At 49.1% G+C, this 15,284-nt stretch carries 13 protein-coding genes, 1 other RNA gene and 1 pseudogene; 6 read left to right on the top strand and 9 right to left on the bottom strand.

The features are described from left to right. Positions 1-314: 314 nt before the first annotated feature. From BZG76_RS15645 to BZG76_RS03145, 4 genes and pseudogenes are all read left to right on the top strand, one after another. Positions 315-1,106: pseudogene (locus BZG76_RS15645) on the top strand (PAS domain-containing protein); the annotation flags it as partial. Continuing rightward, entirely contained in the window at positions 1,101-1,634 is a 534-nt protein-coding gene (locus tag BZG76_RS15640; protein WP_443216258.1) for a methyl-accepting chemotaxis protein, read from the top strand. The pseudogene BZG76_RS15645 and the gene BZG76_RS15640, both read left to right, overlap by 6 nt. A gap of 56 nt (positions 1,635-1,690) precedes the next feature. Next, positions 1,691-3,082, top strand: a complete 1,392-nt coding sequence (locus tag BZG76_RS03150; RefSeq protein WP_077460132.1) for an HD-GYP domain-containing protein — start codon at positions 1,691-1,693, stop codon at positions 3,080-3,082. Between the two features lie 157 nt (positions 3,083-3,239). Next, positions 3,240-3,716, top strand: coding sequence for a Dps family protein (locus BZG76_RS03145; RefSeq protein WP_021023831.1), 477 nt, complete (start codon positions 3,240-3,242; stop codon positions 3,714-3,716). Between the two features lie 95 nt (positions 3,717-3,811). Here the strand turns inward: BZG76_RS03145 and BZG76_RS03140 are convergent, their stop codons facing one another. The 6 genes from BZG76_RS03140 to BZG76_RS03115 all read right to left on the bottom strand — a co-directional run bounded on the left by BZG76_RS03140 (position 3,812) and on the right by BZG76_RS03115 (position 8,394). Then, positions 3,812-4,699 carry a DUF2861 family protein gene (locus BZG76_RS03140; RefSeq protein WP_077460131.1) on the bottom strand — a complete coding sequence of 296 codons (888 nt, stop codon included), beginning with the start codon at positions 4,697-4,699 and terminating at the stop codon, positions 3,812-3,814. Next, positions 4,696-5,340 carry a response regulator transcription factor gene (locus tag BZG76_RS03135; RefSeq protein WP_077460130.1) on the bottom strand — a complete coding sequence of 215 codons (645 nt, stop codon included), beginning with the start codon at positions 5,338-5,340 and terminating at the stop codon, positions 4,696-4,698. The genes BZG76_RS03140 and BZG76_RS03135 overlap by 4 nt, the downstream gene beginning before the upstream one ends. Next, the gene (locus tag BZG76_RS03130; RefSeq protein ID WP_241824036.1) at positions 5,337-6,716 is read right to left on the bottom strand and encodes an ATP-binding protein; all 1,380 of its coding nucleotides are present in this window, start codon (positions 6,714-6,716) and stop codon (positions 5,337-5,339) included. Before BZG76_RS03130 ends, BZG76_RS03135 begins: the two co-directional genes overlap by 4 nt. Positions 6,717-6,980: 264 nt before the next feature. After that, positions 6,981-7,077: signal recognition particle sRNA small type (gene ffs / locus BZG76_RS03125), an RNA gene on the bottom strand. 124 nt (positions 7,078-7,201) lie between these two features. Beyond that, the gene (locus BZG76_RS03120) at positions 7,202-7,933 is read right to left on the bottom strand and encodes a hypothetical protein (RefSeq protein WP_077460128.1); all 732 of its coding nucleotides are present in this window, start codon (positions 7,931-7,933) and stop codon (positions 7,202-7,204) included. A gap of 41 nt (positions 7,934-7,974) precedes the next feature. Beyond that, complete coding sequence (locus tag BZG76_RS03115) at positions 7,975-8,394, bottom strand: YbaY family lipoprotein (RefSeq protein ID WP_021023827.1); 420 nt, start codon at positions 8,392-8,394, stop codon at positions 7,975-7,977. 99 nt (positions 8,395-8,493) lie between these two features. Between BZG76_RS03115 and tesB the strand changes: the two genes are divergently transcribed. Next, positions 8,494-9,357: an acyl-CoA thioesterase II gene (gene tesB, locus BZG76_RS03110; protein WP_077460240.1), complete on the top strand. Its 864-nt coding sequence runs from the start codon at positions 8,494-8,496 to the stop codon at positions 9,355-9,357. A gap of 70 nt (positions 9,358-9,427) precedes the next feature. Here the strand turns inward: tesB and BZG76_RS03105 are convergent, their stop codons facing one another. The 3 genes from BZG76_RS03105 to BZG76_RS03095 are packed head-to-tail and all read right to left on the bottom strand — an operon-like array spanning position 9,428 to position 13,451. Then, positions 9,428-11,188: an ABC transporter transmembrane domain-containing protein gene (locus BZG76_RS03105; RefSeq protein ID WP_077460127.1), complete on the bottom strand. Its 1,761-nt coding sequence runs from the start codon at positions 11,186-11,188 to the stop codon at positions 9,428-9,430. Next, positions 11,181-12,941 carry an ABC transporter transmembrane domain-containing protein gene (locus BZG76_RS03100; protein WP_077460126.1) on the bottom strand — a complete coding sequence of 587 codons (1,761 nt, stop codon included), beginning with the start codon at positions 12,939-12,941 and terminating at the stop codon, positions 11,181-11,183. The genes BZG76_RS03105 and BZG76_RS03100 overlap by 8 nt, the downstream gene beginning before the upstream one ends. Before the next feature lie 42 nt (positions 12,942-12,983). Then, positions 12,984-13,451 (bottom strand): Lrp/AsnC family transcriptional regulator, encoded by a 468-nt coding sequence (locus BZG76_RS03095; RefSeq protein WP_077460125.1) that lies wholly within the window; start codon positions 13,449-13,451, stop codon positions 12,984-12,986. 133 nt (positions 13,452-13,584) lie between these two features. Between BZG76_RS03095 and BZG76_RS03090 the strand changes: the two genes are divergently transcribed. Continuing rightward, positions 13,585-14,646: a PLP-dependent cysteine synthase family protein gene (locus BZG76_RS03090; protein ID WP_077460124.1), complete on the top strand. Its 1,062-nt coding sequence runs from the start codon at positions 13,585-13,587 to the stop codon at positions 14,644-14,646. The last annotated feature ends 638 nt before the right edge of the window (positions 14,647-15,284 follow it).

Genomic DNA, 15,284 nt, shown 5'->3' with positions numbered 1-15,284 from the left:
TATTGAAAATAGAAAAGGACTTTAGTTACAAACTGTAAGGATGCTTTATGAAAATGTTACACAGGCTGATATGTGAACATGATCTTAATCACAAAGAATACGTAAGAACGCAGGGAAAAGGAAGCACGGCGACGCATAGATACACATAATTATTGTGTTTCTAAACATGACTCAAAACAGCAAAAATCACAGGCTACGCTAGATTCCATGATGACATGAGAGAAAAGATCAAACGCTACAAACGTTGCACTCTATAATAAGCACATGTGCGTAAACTTTATGCACAACAAGTTGAATACGCTCATGCCTAACCAATGAACAGAAGGAAGTTTGCTGCCATGTTCAAAAAGACACAGCGAGAATTGGATACCTGCCAAACGGAAAAAGCCGCACTCCAAGCTGAGCTCGATGCCATCAATACACATATTGCGACTATTACCTTCTCGCCTGACGGCACCATTACGAGTGTAAACGATAAACTCCTAAGTATTATTGGTTACGGTCGTGATGAGGTTATCGGCCAGCATCACCGCGCGGTTTGTTTCGAAGAAACCGTTAATGACCCAAGTTACCAACAATTTTGGCAATCACTCGCGCAAGGTAAACCACAGAAAGGCGTATTTCGTCGCCGCCATCAGCATGGACAAGAAATTTGGATGGAAGCGACTTATGTACCGATCAAAGATACCAGCGGCAAAGTAGTCAGCGTTCGAAAATTGGCAGCGGATGTCACTAAACAGCACAAAGAGAGCTTACGACAACAATCTATTCTGGCTGCTATCGATCGTTCATTGGCGGTGATTGAATTTGAACCTGACGGCACAATTGTTCGTGCAAATGATAATTTCCTGGCCGCGGTGGGCTACCAAGCACGAGAAATTGCAGGCCAGCATCATGAGATATTTTGTGATCACGCGTTTTATGAAGATAACCCAAACTTCTGGGCATCACTAGCCAGCGGCCAATTCACGTCTGGCCAATACTTGCGTCGTGATAAACATGGTAATGAAGTTTGGCTCGAAGCAACGTATAACCCCGTTTTTGATGTCAATGGTAAAGTCTATCGCGTGATCAAGTTCGCGACTGCAATCACTGATACAGTGAAGAAAAATCAAGCCGTTAATCAGGCGGCAGAGCTTGCTCAAGCATCATCAGAACAAACACTCAAGCATAGTGAAAACGGTAGCGCCTTACTACAAGAAGCCGTTCAGCGATCGCAAAACGTCACCGACCAAGCTGTCGAAGCCGCTAATCAGGTAAATCAGCTCAGTGAGCATGCACAGAGCATTGAAAACATCGTCACCACGATCAAACAAATCGCCGAACAAACTAACTTGCTCGCACTCAATGCAGCGATAGAAGCAGCGCGCGCGGGTGATCAAGGCCGTGGATTCGCGGTTGTTGCCGACGAAGTTCGAGGTTTATCACAACGCACCAGCAAGTCCACCACAGAAATTGCCGATGTCGTCGATGAAAACCTACAACTGATCAAAGGGGTGAGTGAGGCAATGGAAAGAGTCACTGAACAATCAACCATGGGGCAAGAAAAAGTCACCGCAGCCGATAACGTGATGAGTGATATTCACGCAGGTGCAGAAGAAGTGTCGGCAACCGTTCGCGGTCTCACACATTAAAAGTAGACCTTCACCACCAACGCGTAATGGACGAATAAAGTGGATGAGAAAATAAGATGCAACCCCATATAAATGACGTGACTTCGTTAAAGTTGTCAGAGCTAATCCTAGCCTTGAGTACGGCGCTCGATATGACTGAAGGACAGCCACCCGAACACTGTATGCGTTGTGCATGGATGGGGATGAAGCTCGCAGATACGTTGCAAATCAACGACCAACAGCGTCATGACTTATTTTATTCCCTTCTGCTAAAAGATGCCGGATGTAGTAGTAATGCTGCACGTATTTGCGAACTATACCTCACCAATGATTTAGCATTTAAACAAAGCTACAAGGTAGTGGACGGTAGCTTATCCAGCGTACTGAATTTCGTACTAAAAAATACCGGCGTAAAGCGTGGGTTTATGCAGAAGCTCTCGACCACACTCGATATCATTCGTCATGGCGACATGTATGCGCAAGAGCTGATCGAAACGCGATGTACCCGTGGTGCCGATGTCGCACGCGATTTACGTTTTAGTGAAAGCGTTGCTGAAGCCATCTACGCGCTGGATGAACACTATGATGGTGGTGGGCGTCCTGATCAGTTAAAGGCCGATCAGATCCCCTTGTTTTCGCGCATCGCATTGATGACGCAAGTCATTGATGTCTTCCGAACCGAGTCCGGTGTCGACGCCGCACTCCGCGAGCTGAAAAACCGTCGCGGCACTTGGTTTGACCCCGACCTCGTCGATACCTTTTTACAGCTGGCTCACGAACCGCAATTTTGGCGGCAACTGGATAGCCCCACATTAAAAGAAGAAGTCCTGTCGATGACGCCTGCCAACACATGCATTTGGGTCGATGATGATTATATGGATGACATTGCAGCTGCCTTTGGGCGTATTGTTGATGCCAAAAGCCCTTTCACCTCGGGTCACAGTGAACGTGTCTCCGTATACGCTAGCTTAATTGCTGACGAGTTAAACATCAGTGAACATGATAAAAAATGGCTAAAGCGTGGCGCGTTACTGCACGATATTGGCAAACTCGGCGTAAGCAATAATGTGCTCGATAAGCCGGGAAAACTGGATGACGAGGAATGGGAGCACGTTAAACGCCATGCTGCACTGAGTAAAACCATCTTATCGAAAATCCACCAATTCGATCACCTCGCCAAGTTCGCTAGCGCCCATCATGAAAAGCTCGATGGCTCAGGGTATCCAGACGGCATGCAGGGCGATGACATTTCCCTGCTCACTCGCATTATTACCACCGCAGATATTTTTGATGCTATCACTGCTGAGCGTCCCTATCGTGGCCCTATCCCAATGAACAAAGCCTTATCCATCATGAAAGAAGAAACTGGCACGGCAATCGACGCGCGCTGCCTACAAGCGTTAATCGCAGGTCTCGAGCGTCTTCCTGAGCATTTTATTGTTCATGACGATACATCGATCACATCATAGGCTTAACCTATCAGGTATATAGGTTAACTCCATTTTCCTTTTTTAATTCGGGACGTTATTCTATTTTCATCAATCGAAACAACACAGTTTCCAGTGTTCAATTTTCGCGATAGCGCGACGATTTAACACATTGATTTTGCCACTAAGGAGGCATTAGATGAGTAAACAATCAGCATTGATCGGATTGGACAGCACCAAAGCTGCAGATTTAGCAGCTCGCCTAGATACGCTATTAGCAAACTACCAAGTGCTGTACACCAATGTGCGTGGTTTTCACTGGAACATCAAAGGCGGCGACTTCTTTGAGCTACACGTAAAATTCGAAGAGATCTATACCGATCTGCAAACTAAGATCGATGAAGTAGCCGAGCGCATTCTTACTATTGGTGGTACCGCTGAACACCGCTTCAGTGAATATTTGAAAATCAGTGAAATCAAAGAGCATGCACCAGAGGCGAACGGTCAAGCCGGTCTACGCGCCATTGTTGACGGGTTTAGTGTATTAATTAGCCTACAACGTGACATTATGAGCCTTGCTGGTGAAGCTGACGACGAAGGCACATCAGCACTAATGAGCGATTACATCCGCGAACAAGAAAAATTACTGTGGATGTTCAACGCATACTTGAACTAATTACCTGTTCGATAACGTAAAAATAGCCCGCTTTGTCGGGCTATTTTTTTATGTCTCTCGCCTTTAAACACGTTTGATAGATCGCTCGCCTAGCGTCATTTAACTCGCCTGGCGTTAACTGATTCAGCGGTGTAAGGTGTTTCTGGTAAAGGCAAAGCTAGCCGTTCGACGTAATTCACTTTGATAGCGCCTTGGTACTCAAAATGCGTCACGATCGCGCTCAAGTGTTCCGATTTAGCGGGACGTTTAACGGGAAGCGAGACCTTCACCGGGCTCGGTGTGTTTTCCGCGCTACTTGTCACATAAATTGGCGTTTGCTCGATCCATCGGTACGCATCATCTAGCCATAGCCAATAAGCGGCTGCCGGCGCGCAACTGGTTGGCGTGTTGGGCAAATCCACCGTTAATTGTTGATCAGGATGGCCGATTAGTTTCACCCAAGGGCGCCGCGGTAATCCGTAAACGACCAAGCTGTAGTGCTGCCCACCTAAACGCAGTTCGTAAACACCTGGATCCACTTGGGTAAAAAGTTGTCCTGATTCAATTTCTTGAAATCCAGTTTGAGCGCCTAATATTTCACTGATCACCGTCTGACCATTGGGATCAGTGAGCGTAACCAAAATTGCACGCGATACATGCTCAGCCGATAGTTTGATTTCATAACCTAGGCTTGATGCTCCTGCGCGTCGCACAAAAGAAATGGTAAGCCCTTGTGGAATATCCTTTCCATTCGGCTCAGTCAGGCGTTGACCACAATCTGTTTGATTGATGATCGCATGTTTGAGCGCGGCCCAATGCTGGGTAGCAATCTGTTCTTGCGATAGTGCAAAAATAAGCTCCTGCCAAGCAACAGTAGGTCGGTCGGCGGCTAATGCCTGGTAGGTCTGTTGCATGGGCGTATCACCAAACCAGGCTTGCTCAGCGTTTACTTTTACGCTTAGCATCGCGAATCCGAGAACCAGCAAGCGTCCCCATCGTGTCATAGCATCACCAATCGATAGCCCACTCCTCGATGCGTCTCTATTGCTAAATCGGGCAATTTTTGTCGTAACCGCAACACATGATTATCCACAGTACGAGTGGTGGGAAACGCTTGATAACCCCAAATCTTGTTGAGTAATTCTTCACGATGAAAAACTCGCCCTGGGTTTTGTATTAACAATAATAACAGGTCAAATTCTTTCGGTTTCAACATCACGGATTCATTCTGCCAATAAACATTCCGCGATCCCGGCTCAACCTTGATCGGTCCATACAAAAGCTGGCTCTCGCCCAAAGGTCGAAGCTGGGCATAAATTCGCGCGAGCAACTCTTGATGTGAAAAAGGTTTAACCACATAGTCTTTTGCTCCTGCCATGAGCCCTTCAACTCGTTGTTCTACTTCAATTTTCGCGGTCAGTACAATAACAGGGAGCGCTTTTAAGGAAAGCCAGTGAGGAAGCTGAATCAAGCTATCACCGTCGGTCAGTTGCCGGTCTAAGATAACGAGATCGGCGTGATACCAGTGCTTCTCTACCTTGTGGCTATCAACTAACCAAGTACATTGGAAACCGTAGCTCTCAAAAAATTGACGTAGGCCCTCACCCAACAAGGTGTCATCTTCAATCAATAGCAAATGGCTCATTGGGGTAACTCCAACATGCAGCAAGTAGGATGACGTCTAATCAAAAGTTTACCCCCCATTTGCCGCATTAACCGCGCGACTAAAAATAATCCAATCCCCATATTGTGCTCAGACTTTGGTGCTTTACAGCGGCGCCAAACGCGTTGCCACCATGAAGGAAAAGCGCCATCATCATAGACACACACTCGAATTCGCTTGCCGACATGTACTCGGATCCAAACTTTATTGCCACCGTGTTGATGCGCATTTTGTATCAGATTTTTCAAACAAATAGAGAGCCAGTAGAAAGGCAATGTTAATGTCTTATCTTGGTTTAACGTGTAGTCAATGTCATAGCAGTCACACACGTTATCTAACCACTCGGATAACGAGGCTGTTTGCGTTTTAAACTGCTCGCTTTTATCGGTACTTAAATATCCCTTGCTGGTTTCCGTCAGTTGGTTGAGCCGTTGATGGTCGGCCAATAAACGCCACAACACATCTTGCGTACAGTCATCCAGCTTATCGAATTGATTGCGCAACATCTCAACCGTCAGACCCAAACTGGCAATGGGTGTTCGCAGTTCATGGGTGAGTAACTGGAGGATAAACTGGCGCTCGCGCCGCTGTTGGTACCTATCATAAACACTGCGCGCTAACCCCAGCACTAGCGCCCCAAAAATAGCCACCAAAATAGCAATCATGACGCCTCGATAAGCGGGATGTAACTGATTACAAATATTACCATATCGGTAGTCACAGCCCGTTGAGTGGGTCGATAGGCTCAAACGATAATTATCGGCGATCGACGTCCATTGTGTGCGAGGTAACGCTTTCCACCCTTCTTCCCCATTTAACCACAGACGGTCTCCATCCAAATAGGCACGATAACCGTTAAGCAAGGCATCACGCCCTGACTGACTAAGCGCGGCCAGTGCGTCATGCAAAGGGTGATTTTTATTGGCGAGAGTCACACGCTCTACCAGTTCAGGCGGTGGTGTCTTTATTGCGTAATGGCTTAAATAACGCTCGGCGTAACTCCCCCCAGCAGGATGAAGCAGCGGATTTTTTTCAAACCATTCAACCGGTAAAGGCTGTTCTCGACAAAGCGCAAGCTCGAAGCGCTGAGCAACTAACAGCCTTGGTACCACAATGCGCGGATTAGGTTGGCAGGTTTGAACGACCTGGTAGAGAGCGCTCAGATCTTGCCAATCAAAATGTTCAAAATCTGGATATTGTGCCTGGCTCACTAAAAGCGCTTGAGGATAAGCGTTTAAAGCCGGCTGAGCGACCATCAGGGTCCCTGCTTGCCACGCTTCATCGTAAAACCCCTTAAGCTGCGTTTGTAGATCGCTCGCCATCACTTGGCTACTCACCAAGATAGCTATCCATGCCACCCACATTCGCCTTATCACCACGTCACGCCTCCATTGGGCCCACTGCTGCCTGTATATTTAATGATCATAGTCGAGTCATGCCAAGCTGTGTCACCCAGGTGTCAACAGACGATAATAGAAGACAGACTCTCATATCATCCCAAAAAATCAGTTGGTTGTGCACATATCAGTTTGTCGTGTAAATAGGCGGTGGAATTCACAGGAAAATGATGGTGTATTGTTCGAGAAGCATTTGATTTTAGGGGGGGACAGAAAGGGCGGAGACCTCCCCAGCTACATCCCGGCACACACGTCCCAAGCGCGGGCTGCTTCCTTCCGGACCTGACCCAGTACACAAGATAGTGTTGCGGGAGAACCAAGGAGGCCTCCATCGATATGTCGTTAAGCTTGCTTAACTGCGGGGCATTATGTGGCAAGGCTGGATGCAATGCAAGGAGGATTCGTTTTCTTACCGATTAACTGTTGATCTTATAAGCAATTATCACTTAATTATCGTCTGAGTCTTCCAAGAGTAAATACTCACCTACCCAGATAGCCGCCAGCATAGTGGCCCACGCCACCAGTAACGACATCGTTAATTGATAGGGAACACGCCAAGCAATAACTAAAAACGGCACGCACGGCAAAATGTGCATCGCAAGGTGACGTGAAGCGGCTAAACGCGGTGTAAGCGCCACCCACTGTAACAGCCCAATCATCGCAACCACTGCCACGCTCCACAGCGCGGATGGCCACCCAACCGCCGCGGCCAGAATGGGAAGCACTAGCCAAGCGCCACGGCGAGGTGGTTGGTAGCCCGGCCAATATTGCATCGATAGCCATAACCCGCATAACGCCGCAAGTTGAAGAGCCAAAAACCAGGGAGCCCCGCCTAATTTTGCTTCCGACTGCAAAGCCATTATCCCTGCGAAAATAGCGAGCATCACAGCCCCAAGTAACCACTTAACATGGGGATGTCGGTCAGGATTAAACCATAAAGATAACGCTGGCAAGATCAGCAAAGTACTTGCCGCAAGCAAAGCAGGTAACTGCGGTAAAGAAAGGGCCAAGGCCGCCATTCCCAACAGCAATAACCAACTCGCCAATTTGTCTGGGTAGAAGAAAAACAACGTAGGCGCCATGATCGCTAACCCATGTAAGGCATCGCCGGCACTGATACTCGCAGCAATAGCAATCGCTAGCACGATCGCGGGCCAAACTAATGAGGAAATCCGCATGCACACTCCTTGTGCTGTGGTCATGATTCCCAGTGTAGCGACTAGTTGTCGGATCGTACCAGCGTAATGGTTGGATCATAGGTGTGATTCGTATCCGTGATCACTTTATTAACCGTATTGGTGATAAATAACGGGCGTTCACTGACATCAATTTGCGCGGTGATCACATAATCATGAGAAGCAGAAATTTGGCTTGGATCGTAATTTAGCGCGAAGTGGAGGGGCACTTGCTGACCTTCAGTCACAAAAGACTGTCGGCTAATCACTTTACCCGGCGAGTCCATTTTTTTTATTTCTACCAAACGCACAGTGACACTGGCAGTCTCGGGTAAAGCAAGGCGCTCACGATAGACCAAAGTACCAGAAATATTCGCTAAATCATTGGGTTGGCTATTACCAGAGCAAGCGGTAAACACTAGAGCAGTAAATAAGGCGAACAACAGAAACGTTAGTTTCTTCATTAAAGAATCCTCACCGAAACGCGTTTGAATGCGGCAAAAACGCTAAGGTTATGATAGCTTGAACAATAACAATGGAAGCATAGCATGAATCAAGGACTTATGAGCCAACCACTGACAGAACTCTTACAACTGCTGCAGCTTGAGCGATTAGACACCGGCCTATATCGCGGCCAAAGTGAGAATCTTGGACTGCCACAAGTGTATGGCGGGCAAGTGATTGGTCAAGCGCTCTCTGCCGCGAAAACATCCATCGAAGCCGATCGCTTTTTGCACTCATTTCACAGCTACTTCCTGCGTCCAGGCGACCCGGAACAACCGATCATCTATGATGTTGAGATACTCAGAGATGGAAAAAGTTTCAGTACTCGACGAATAAAAGCCGTACAGTACGGCAAACCGATTTTCTATCTTACCGCATCGTATCAAGAGGAAGAGGAAAGTTTCGAGCATCAAAACACGATGCCGACAGACGTGCCCGCTCCGGAAACTTTGCGCTCGGAGCAATCACTGGTCGCAGATATTGCCCATAAACTACCCGCCAATGTTGTCAAAGCGTTTGGCAGTGATAAACCAATAGAAGTTCGCCCTGCGACTGTGATCAATCCACTGAAGCCAGAGACGGCCCCAGCGAAGCAATATCTCTGGATCCGTGCTAACGGTGAAGTCGGCGATGACTACCATGTCCACCAATACTTGCTGGGCTACGCGGCGGATTGGGGGTTTTTGGTCACTGCGCTACAACCTCACGGGGTAACATTACTGACCCCAGGCATGAAAGTGGCTACTATTGATCACTCTATGTGGTTCCACCGCCCGTTTAGAATGGATGAGTGGTTGCTGTTTGCGATTGAAAGCCCCTCCGCCAGTGGTGCACGTGGATTTGTTCGCGGAGAGCTTTTTAACCAACAAGGTGACCTAGTAGCTTCTGCTACTCAAGAAGGGTTAATGCGTAAGCTCTCCTAGCGCTCAGCGACGCTATTCGCGGCAAACAAGGGGCCTCAGCCCCTTTATAATTCTCTTACCTATGACACGACTAAGCCTGCGCTTCTTCCTCAAGCGCCGCCAAGTGAGCGCTGGCTTGCTGAAGCTGGTACATCTGCCAGTAACGCCCTTGCTGGCGTAGCAGGCTTTGATGACGCCCTTGCTCAATCACGCGGCCGCGATGCAAGACCAAGATGTTATCGGCCTCGGCAATAGTCGATAAACGGTGCGCAATCACTACCACTGTCATCTGCTGACGTAACCTATTTAATGCTTGCTGAACAAGCTCTTCGGTACCGGAATCGATATTGGCGGTGGCTTCATCAAGGATCAATATTTTAGGCTGACGGACTAACACCCGCGCTAGAGCCAATAGCTGACGTTGCCCAGCTGAGAACGTCATCCCCCCCTCGCCCAATGGAGTCTCTAAACCAGCAGGTAAGCCTTTCACGTACTCTGCCAATGCTACTTGCTCTAATGCATGCCAAATCACAGCATCGTCCAGTGTCTGTCCCAGCGCGATATTTTCTTTTAAGCTGCCGGTTAACATGTGCGGATCTTGTTGCACCATCGCCACGCCCTCGCGCAAACTTTGATGGCTTAAGGTTTCAATCGGCAAACCACCCAGCGTTAACGTGCCTTCTCCTGGGCGATAAAACCCCATGAGTAATGACGCTAAGGTTGATTTACCGCTCCCCGTATGACCGACCAACGCCAGAAAGCCGCCCGCAGGAACGTCTACATTCACGTCGGACAACACTGGCGTTTCGCCATCATAAGAGAAGGATATATCACGCAGTGCAATGGCACCGTCAGGAATCGGTGTACTGTCATGACCATATTGCTCAGGCGGCGTATCCATCATTTCAAACAATCGCTCTCCCGCTGAAATCGCCTGCTGCAACAGTGATAATTGTTGCATCATCTCAATCAGCGGCTCAGTGATTCGACCCAGGTAACTCAAAAAAGCATAGAGCACCCCGACGCCAATCACTTCCATTCCACTGACGCCGAAAATTGCCACTAAGGACAGCAAGGCGGCACCGGAGAGCAAATCAATCAAGGGACGCAAATAAATACCATTGAGACGCTGAATCGTGACCATGGCATCCAAGTGATCCGCGGTCATCGTTTGAAAGCGGGAAGAAAACGCCTGCTCTTGCTGCATCAATTGGATAAGATTCATGCCCTGTACCGACTCGTTCATCACCCCGTTGATATCAGCAAGTCGGTCTCGCGCTCGGCGATAGGCGGGCGCTGAGCGTTTTTGATACCGTACCATTACCAAGATGACACAGGGCAATAACACCAGCACGACTAGCGTCAGTTCAATACTGAGCAGCAGCATCGCCACCAGCATCACGCTAATCAAGGCGATGTTGCGTAAAAAAGTCGAAAGCACCGACACATACAGCTCTTTCAAGGATTCGGTATCATTGGTTAAGCGCGAGACAATCCGCCCCATCGGCACATAGTCAAACGCGGATAACGGCTGTTTGATAACGTTGGCAAACACGGTTTTTCGAATCCGCTGAATAATCGCCACCGCCATGGTGTTAAAGCGTAACTCGTACTGATACTGGAAGCCGGCCGAAACAATGGTGGATACAATGTACCCCACCGCAAGCGCCCACATGATCATCGCCGGATAATGGTCTTTGGCAACATAGCTATCAAGAAAGATTTGCACCAAATAAGGGCCGGTCACTTCCGCCACCGCGGCTACCAATAAGAAAATGGCGGCAATCACAAACTGGCGACGATCGCGACGCATATAGCTTAATAGCCGATATAAAATCTCTCGCTTAGTCATTGCGCGGCTCCTCATCGGCATCCAGTGCCGCTTCCAGCTGCTGATATTGATGCATTTCTTGATACCATCCTGGCTGTTGAATCAATTGACGATGCTGACCGCGCTCGCGTATTTGGCCATGACTAAGCACCACGATTTCGTCGGCGCTTTCCAAGGCCGATAAGCGGTGAGCAATCACGATCGTGGTACGCGTTTGTTGATGCTGTTGTAGATTCTGCAAAATCCGATGTTCGGTGTCACCATCAACCGCCGACAAGGCATCATCCAAAATCAAGCACTCGGCACCCACCAATAATGCGCGAGCAATCGAAATGCGCTGCTTTTGACCACCGGACAGAGTAATCCCCTTTTCTCCAACAGCCGTTTGATAACCCTGCGGCAACTGACGAATATCCTCGTCAATACAAGCCAAATGGGCCGCGTGTTCAATCTCCGTTTGAGTTGCGTCGGGGCGACCGAGGGCGATGTTTTCCGCAATCGAGCGCGAGAACAAAAACGGTGTTTGCGTCACCACCGCAAAACGTTGTCGCCACGACGACAAATCAGCGTTCGCAATCGATACATCACCATAACGAATATCGCCTTTTTCCAACTTAGTCAGATGCAATAGAAGTTGTAACAAGGTGGATTTGCCACTGCCAACCGGGCCCGCAATCCCCAGCATTGCCCCAGGCGGGAGGATCACATGGATATCTTTGAGGGCAAAACTGTCATCCGGTTGCCACTTAAACTGCTCAATGGCCAGCGTCAACGGCTGCATGGTGTCAGGCAGCGACGTGTCACCGCCAACAATGTCTGGCTGCTCTTGCAGCAACGCATCAATCCGCGTCCAAGCGGCACGCCCACGCTCAATGATATTAAATAGCCACGCCACCGCGAGCATCGGCCAAATCATCAGGCCTTGATACAAAGTAAATGCGGTAAGATCCCCAAGCGAAATCTCACCAGTGGCGACCAAGTAGCCGCCGCCAGACACGGTTAGGAAAAACGAGGCGCCAATGGTGCCTTGGATCACCGGCGAAAACAGCGCATCAACCCGCGCCACCGCAAGGTTTTTCTCCCCAGTACGATCGGCAACTTGATCAAACTGATTCATTTGATGCTGCTCTAAGCCGAATGCACGCACCATACGCACTGCTGACAGTGAGGACTGACTCACCTCTGACAGCTCAGAAAATGCTGCTTGTGATTCGGTGAAGGTATGATGCAAACGACGACCAAAGCGATTAACCAGCACCGCCATCACCGGCATCGGTAGCAGCGCTAAAAGCGTCAGCTGCCAGCTGATTTGGCTTACCATCACAATCAATACCGCCGCACCTGTGATAATGGAATCACCCGCGGTCAGGACTCCCTCTCCGGCGGTCATCACCACCGCTTTCACATCATTAGTGGAGCGCGCCATGATATCGCCACTCGGATAGCGACGGAAAAAATGCGGAGATTGGCGAGTAAAGTGATCATAAAGCCGATTGCGCAGCACAGTACCAAGCTCGGCCGCGGCACCAAATAGCCACACTCGCCACACAATGCGTAGCACATACACTACTACCCAAATGGCCAGCATGCCTGCCAGTAGCCACATCAGTAGCTCAGTAGAAATCTCTCCCGCGACCACGCCATCAACCACATGACCCACGGCCATCGGTGGGATCAGCTCGAAGACAGAGACAAATACCAAAATAATCATGGCGCCGAGATAACGACGCCATTCACGTTTAAAGAACCAGCCTAACTGCCAAAACACCTTCATGAGGTCTCCTTTTTATCCCCGCCTTTTTATCATCACAACGACCTATCGGATCGGTAAGGCGGTGGTGTACTTAAGCGCTTCCATGGCGAATGTTGATGTCACATTATTCAGACTTGGCACAGAATTGACCAGCTTTTTATAAAAATGATCAAATCGAGTCATATCAGCCACCTGCACCTTCATCATGTAATCATACTCGCCTGCCATGCGGTAGAATTCCATCACCTCAGGGAACTCGGTTACCACCTCCGTAAAGGTCTTGTACCACTGCTCACTATGGTCATTGGTTTTGATATGGACGAAGGCGGTAAATGCGAGGCCAACGGTTTCCGGGTCAAGCAATGCCACCCGACCACGGATCACGCCTTGTGATTCCAGCCGTTTCAGCCGCTTCCAACAGGGAGTCGTGGTTAAATTCACCCGTTCGGCCAGCGCGGACACAGACCAGTTGGCATCTTCCTGCAGCGCCGCGAGTAAAGTACGATCTATCTCATCTAATGTGACAACCATAAAAATATATTCTCTTTAATCTTTTTATATGAGTTTTATTTTCTCTTTTGGCGTCATTATAGAGCAAAAATAGCAAGGTTTTTATCCTGCGCTTTGCGTAAACTGGTACTAATCACGTATTCGGAGACGCATGATGACAACCCCACCTCTTTGCCATACTTGGGTCGGTAACGCGATTCGCCTGATTGAAGCGGACTTTAAACGCTCTGCAGATACCCATTTAATCAAGCTCGACCTCCCTAGCTTCGCGGATATCGATATCTATCTGAAAGACGAAAGTACCCATCCAACCGGTAGCCTAAAGCATCGCTTGGCGCGCTCTTTGTTTTTGTACGGCTTATGTAATGGTTGGATTGATGAACACACCACCATCATTGAAAGCTCATCAGGCAGTACTGCCATTTCCGAAGCGTATTTTGCTCGCCTACTTGGCTTACGGTTTATTGCTGTGGTGCCCAAAAACACTGCGTGTAAGAAGATTGAGCAAATTCGTTTTTATGGCGGTGAAGCGCACTTTGTCGAGCGGTCAGACCAGATCTATGCCGAGTCTCGCCGCCTTGCTAAGGAGCTCAATGGCCATTACATGGACCAGTTTACGTATGCAGAGCGAGCGACGGACTGGCGTAGCAATAACAACATTGCCAACCGTATTTTTGATCAAATGCAGTACGAGCGCTTCCCGATCCCTCGCTGGATTGTGATGAGCCCGGGTACAGGTGGCACCTCAGCGACCATTGGCCGCTACATTCGCTATCGCTGCCAACCCACTCAACTGATGGTGGCCGATGCTGAGCACTCGGTATTTCACGATTACTTCCTCACCGGCGATAAAAACTTAACGACGGATGAGAGCAGTCGGATTGAAGGGATTGGACGGCCACGTGTCGAGCCCAGCTTTATTCCCGGCGTGATTGATAGAATGACCACAGTGCCGGACACTCACAGTATCGCCACCATTCACTGGTTAGAAAGCCAGCTTGGCCGCAAAGCCGGTGCGTCCACGGGTACTAACCTGTACGGCGTCTTGATGCTGGCGAATGAAATGCGCGCCAACGGCGAGAAAGGCTCTATCGTCACCTTACTATGTGACAGCGGCGAGCGCTACCTAGACACCCATTACAACCCTGATTGGGTACGCGAGCACATTGGGGCGCTCAACCAAGCGACCCATGATTTGCAGACTTTGTTGGGGTAACGCGCCATCGTCTATACAGACGTTGGATAAACAGGCGCGTTAATATATAGATCAGGCGTAGGTCGGCATAAGCGCTGGGACGATATTAAACTTGTCACTCGGTGCAGCCGGCGCGCCCGCTGCACGGCGCCTCCGACATCGTAGATCAAATTGGTGCCAATCGCGAATGGCATCATTGATATTAAAGTACGCGTAGGTCGGCATAAGCGCCAGCACAATGCCAATCATTATCACGATATGGGCCGCGCGCCATCCGACATCAAAGCCAAAGATTAACCTCGATGTCAAATTTGGCACCGATCGTGACAGGCGCCCGTTGACAATGTGCACTTATCCAACAATGTCCCGGGGCTTGTGTCACCTACGCCGATGGCACCATCAATGTATAAATTTTGTCATTGTATGCATTCCCACGCAGGAGCGTGGGAACGAGCAATCGTCGCCGATGGCACCATCGATATATAAACCTGGCGTAGGTCGGCATAAGCGCCAGCACAATGCCAATCATTATCACGATATGGGCCGCGCGTCATCCGACATTGGTGGTAAATTTGGCACCGATTGTGACAGGCGCCCGTTGACAATGTGCACATACCCATCATCGTACTGGGGCTTGTGTCATCGTCGCCAATGGCACC

The sequence above is a fragment of the Salinivibrio sp. AR647 genome (genome assembly GCF_001995415.1).
GTDB classification, from domain to species: Bacteria; Pseudomonadota; Gammaproteobacteria; order Enterobacterales; family Vibrionaceae; genus Salinivibrio; species Salinivibrio costicola.
The sequence above is the reverse complement of the archived record's forward strand: the minus strand, read 5'-3'. Positions and strand labels throughout refer to the sequence as shown.

Excerpts from the sequence above, each read along its gene's own strand:
- BZG76_RS03150 (WP_077460132.1), top strand. The coding sequence starts at position 1,691 with ATGCAACCCCATATAAATGACGTGACTTCGTTAAAGTTGTCAGAGCTA.
- BZG76_RS03145 (WP_021023831.1), top strand. The coding sequence starts at position 3,240 with ATGAGTAAACAATCAGCATTGATCGGATTGGACAGCACCAAAGCTGCA.
- BZG76_RS03140 (WP_077460131.1), bottom strand. The coding sequence starts at position 4,699 with ATGACACGATGGGGACGCTTGCTGGTTCTCGGATTCGCGATGCTAAGC.
- BZG76_RS03135 (WP_077460130.1), bottom strand. The coding sequence starts at position 5,340 with ATGAGCCATTTGCTATTGATTGAAGATGACACCTTGTTGGGTGAGGGC.
- BZG76_RS03120 (WP_077460128.1), bottom strand. The coding sequence starts at position 7,933 with ATGCGGATTTCCTCATTAGTTTGGCCCGCGATCGTGCTAGCGATTGCT.
- BZG76_RS03115 (WP_021023827.1), bottom strand. The coding sequence starts at position 8,394 with ATGAAGAAACTAACGTTTCTGTTGTTCGCCTTATTTACTGCTCTAGTG.
- tesB (WP_077460240.1), top strand. The coding sequence starts at position 8,494 with ATGAGCCAACCACTGACAGAACTCTTACAACTGCTGCAGCTTGAGCGA.
- BZG76_RS03105 (WP_077460127.1), bottom strand. The coding sequence starts at position 11,188 with ATGACTAAGCGAGAGATTTTATATCGGCTATTAAGCTATATGCGTCGC.
- BZG76_RS03100 (WP_077460126.1), bottom strand. The coding sequence starts at position 12,941 with ATGAAGGTGTTTTGGCAGTTAGGCTGGTTCTTTAAACGTGAATGGCGT.
- BZG76_RS03095 (WP_077460125.1), bottom strand. The coding sequence starts at position 13,451 with ATGGTTGTCACATTAGATGAGATAGATCGTACTTTACTCGCGGCGCTG.
- BZG76_RS03090 (WP_077460124.1), top strand. The coding sequence starts at position 13,585 with ATGACAACCCCACCTCTTTGCCATACTTGGGTCGGTAACGCGATTCGC.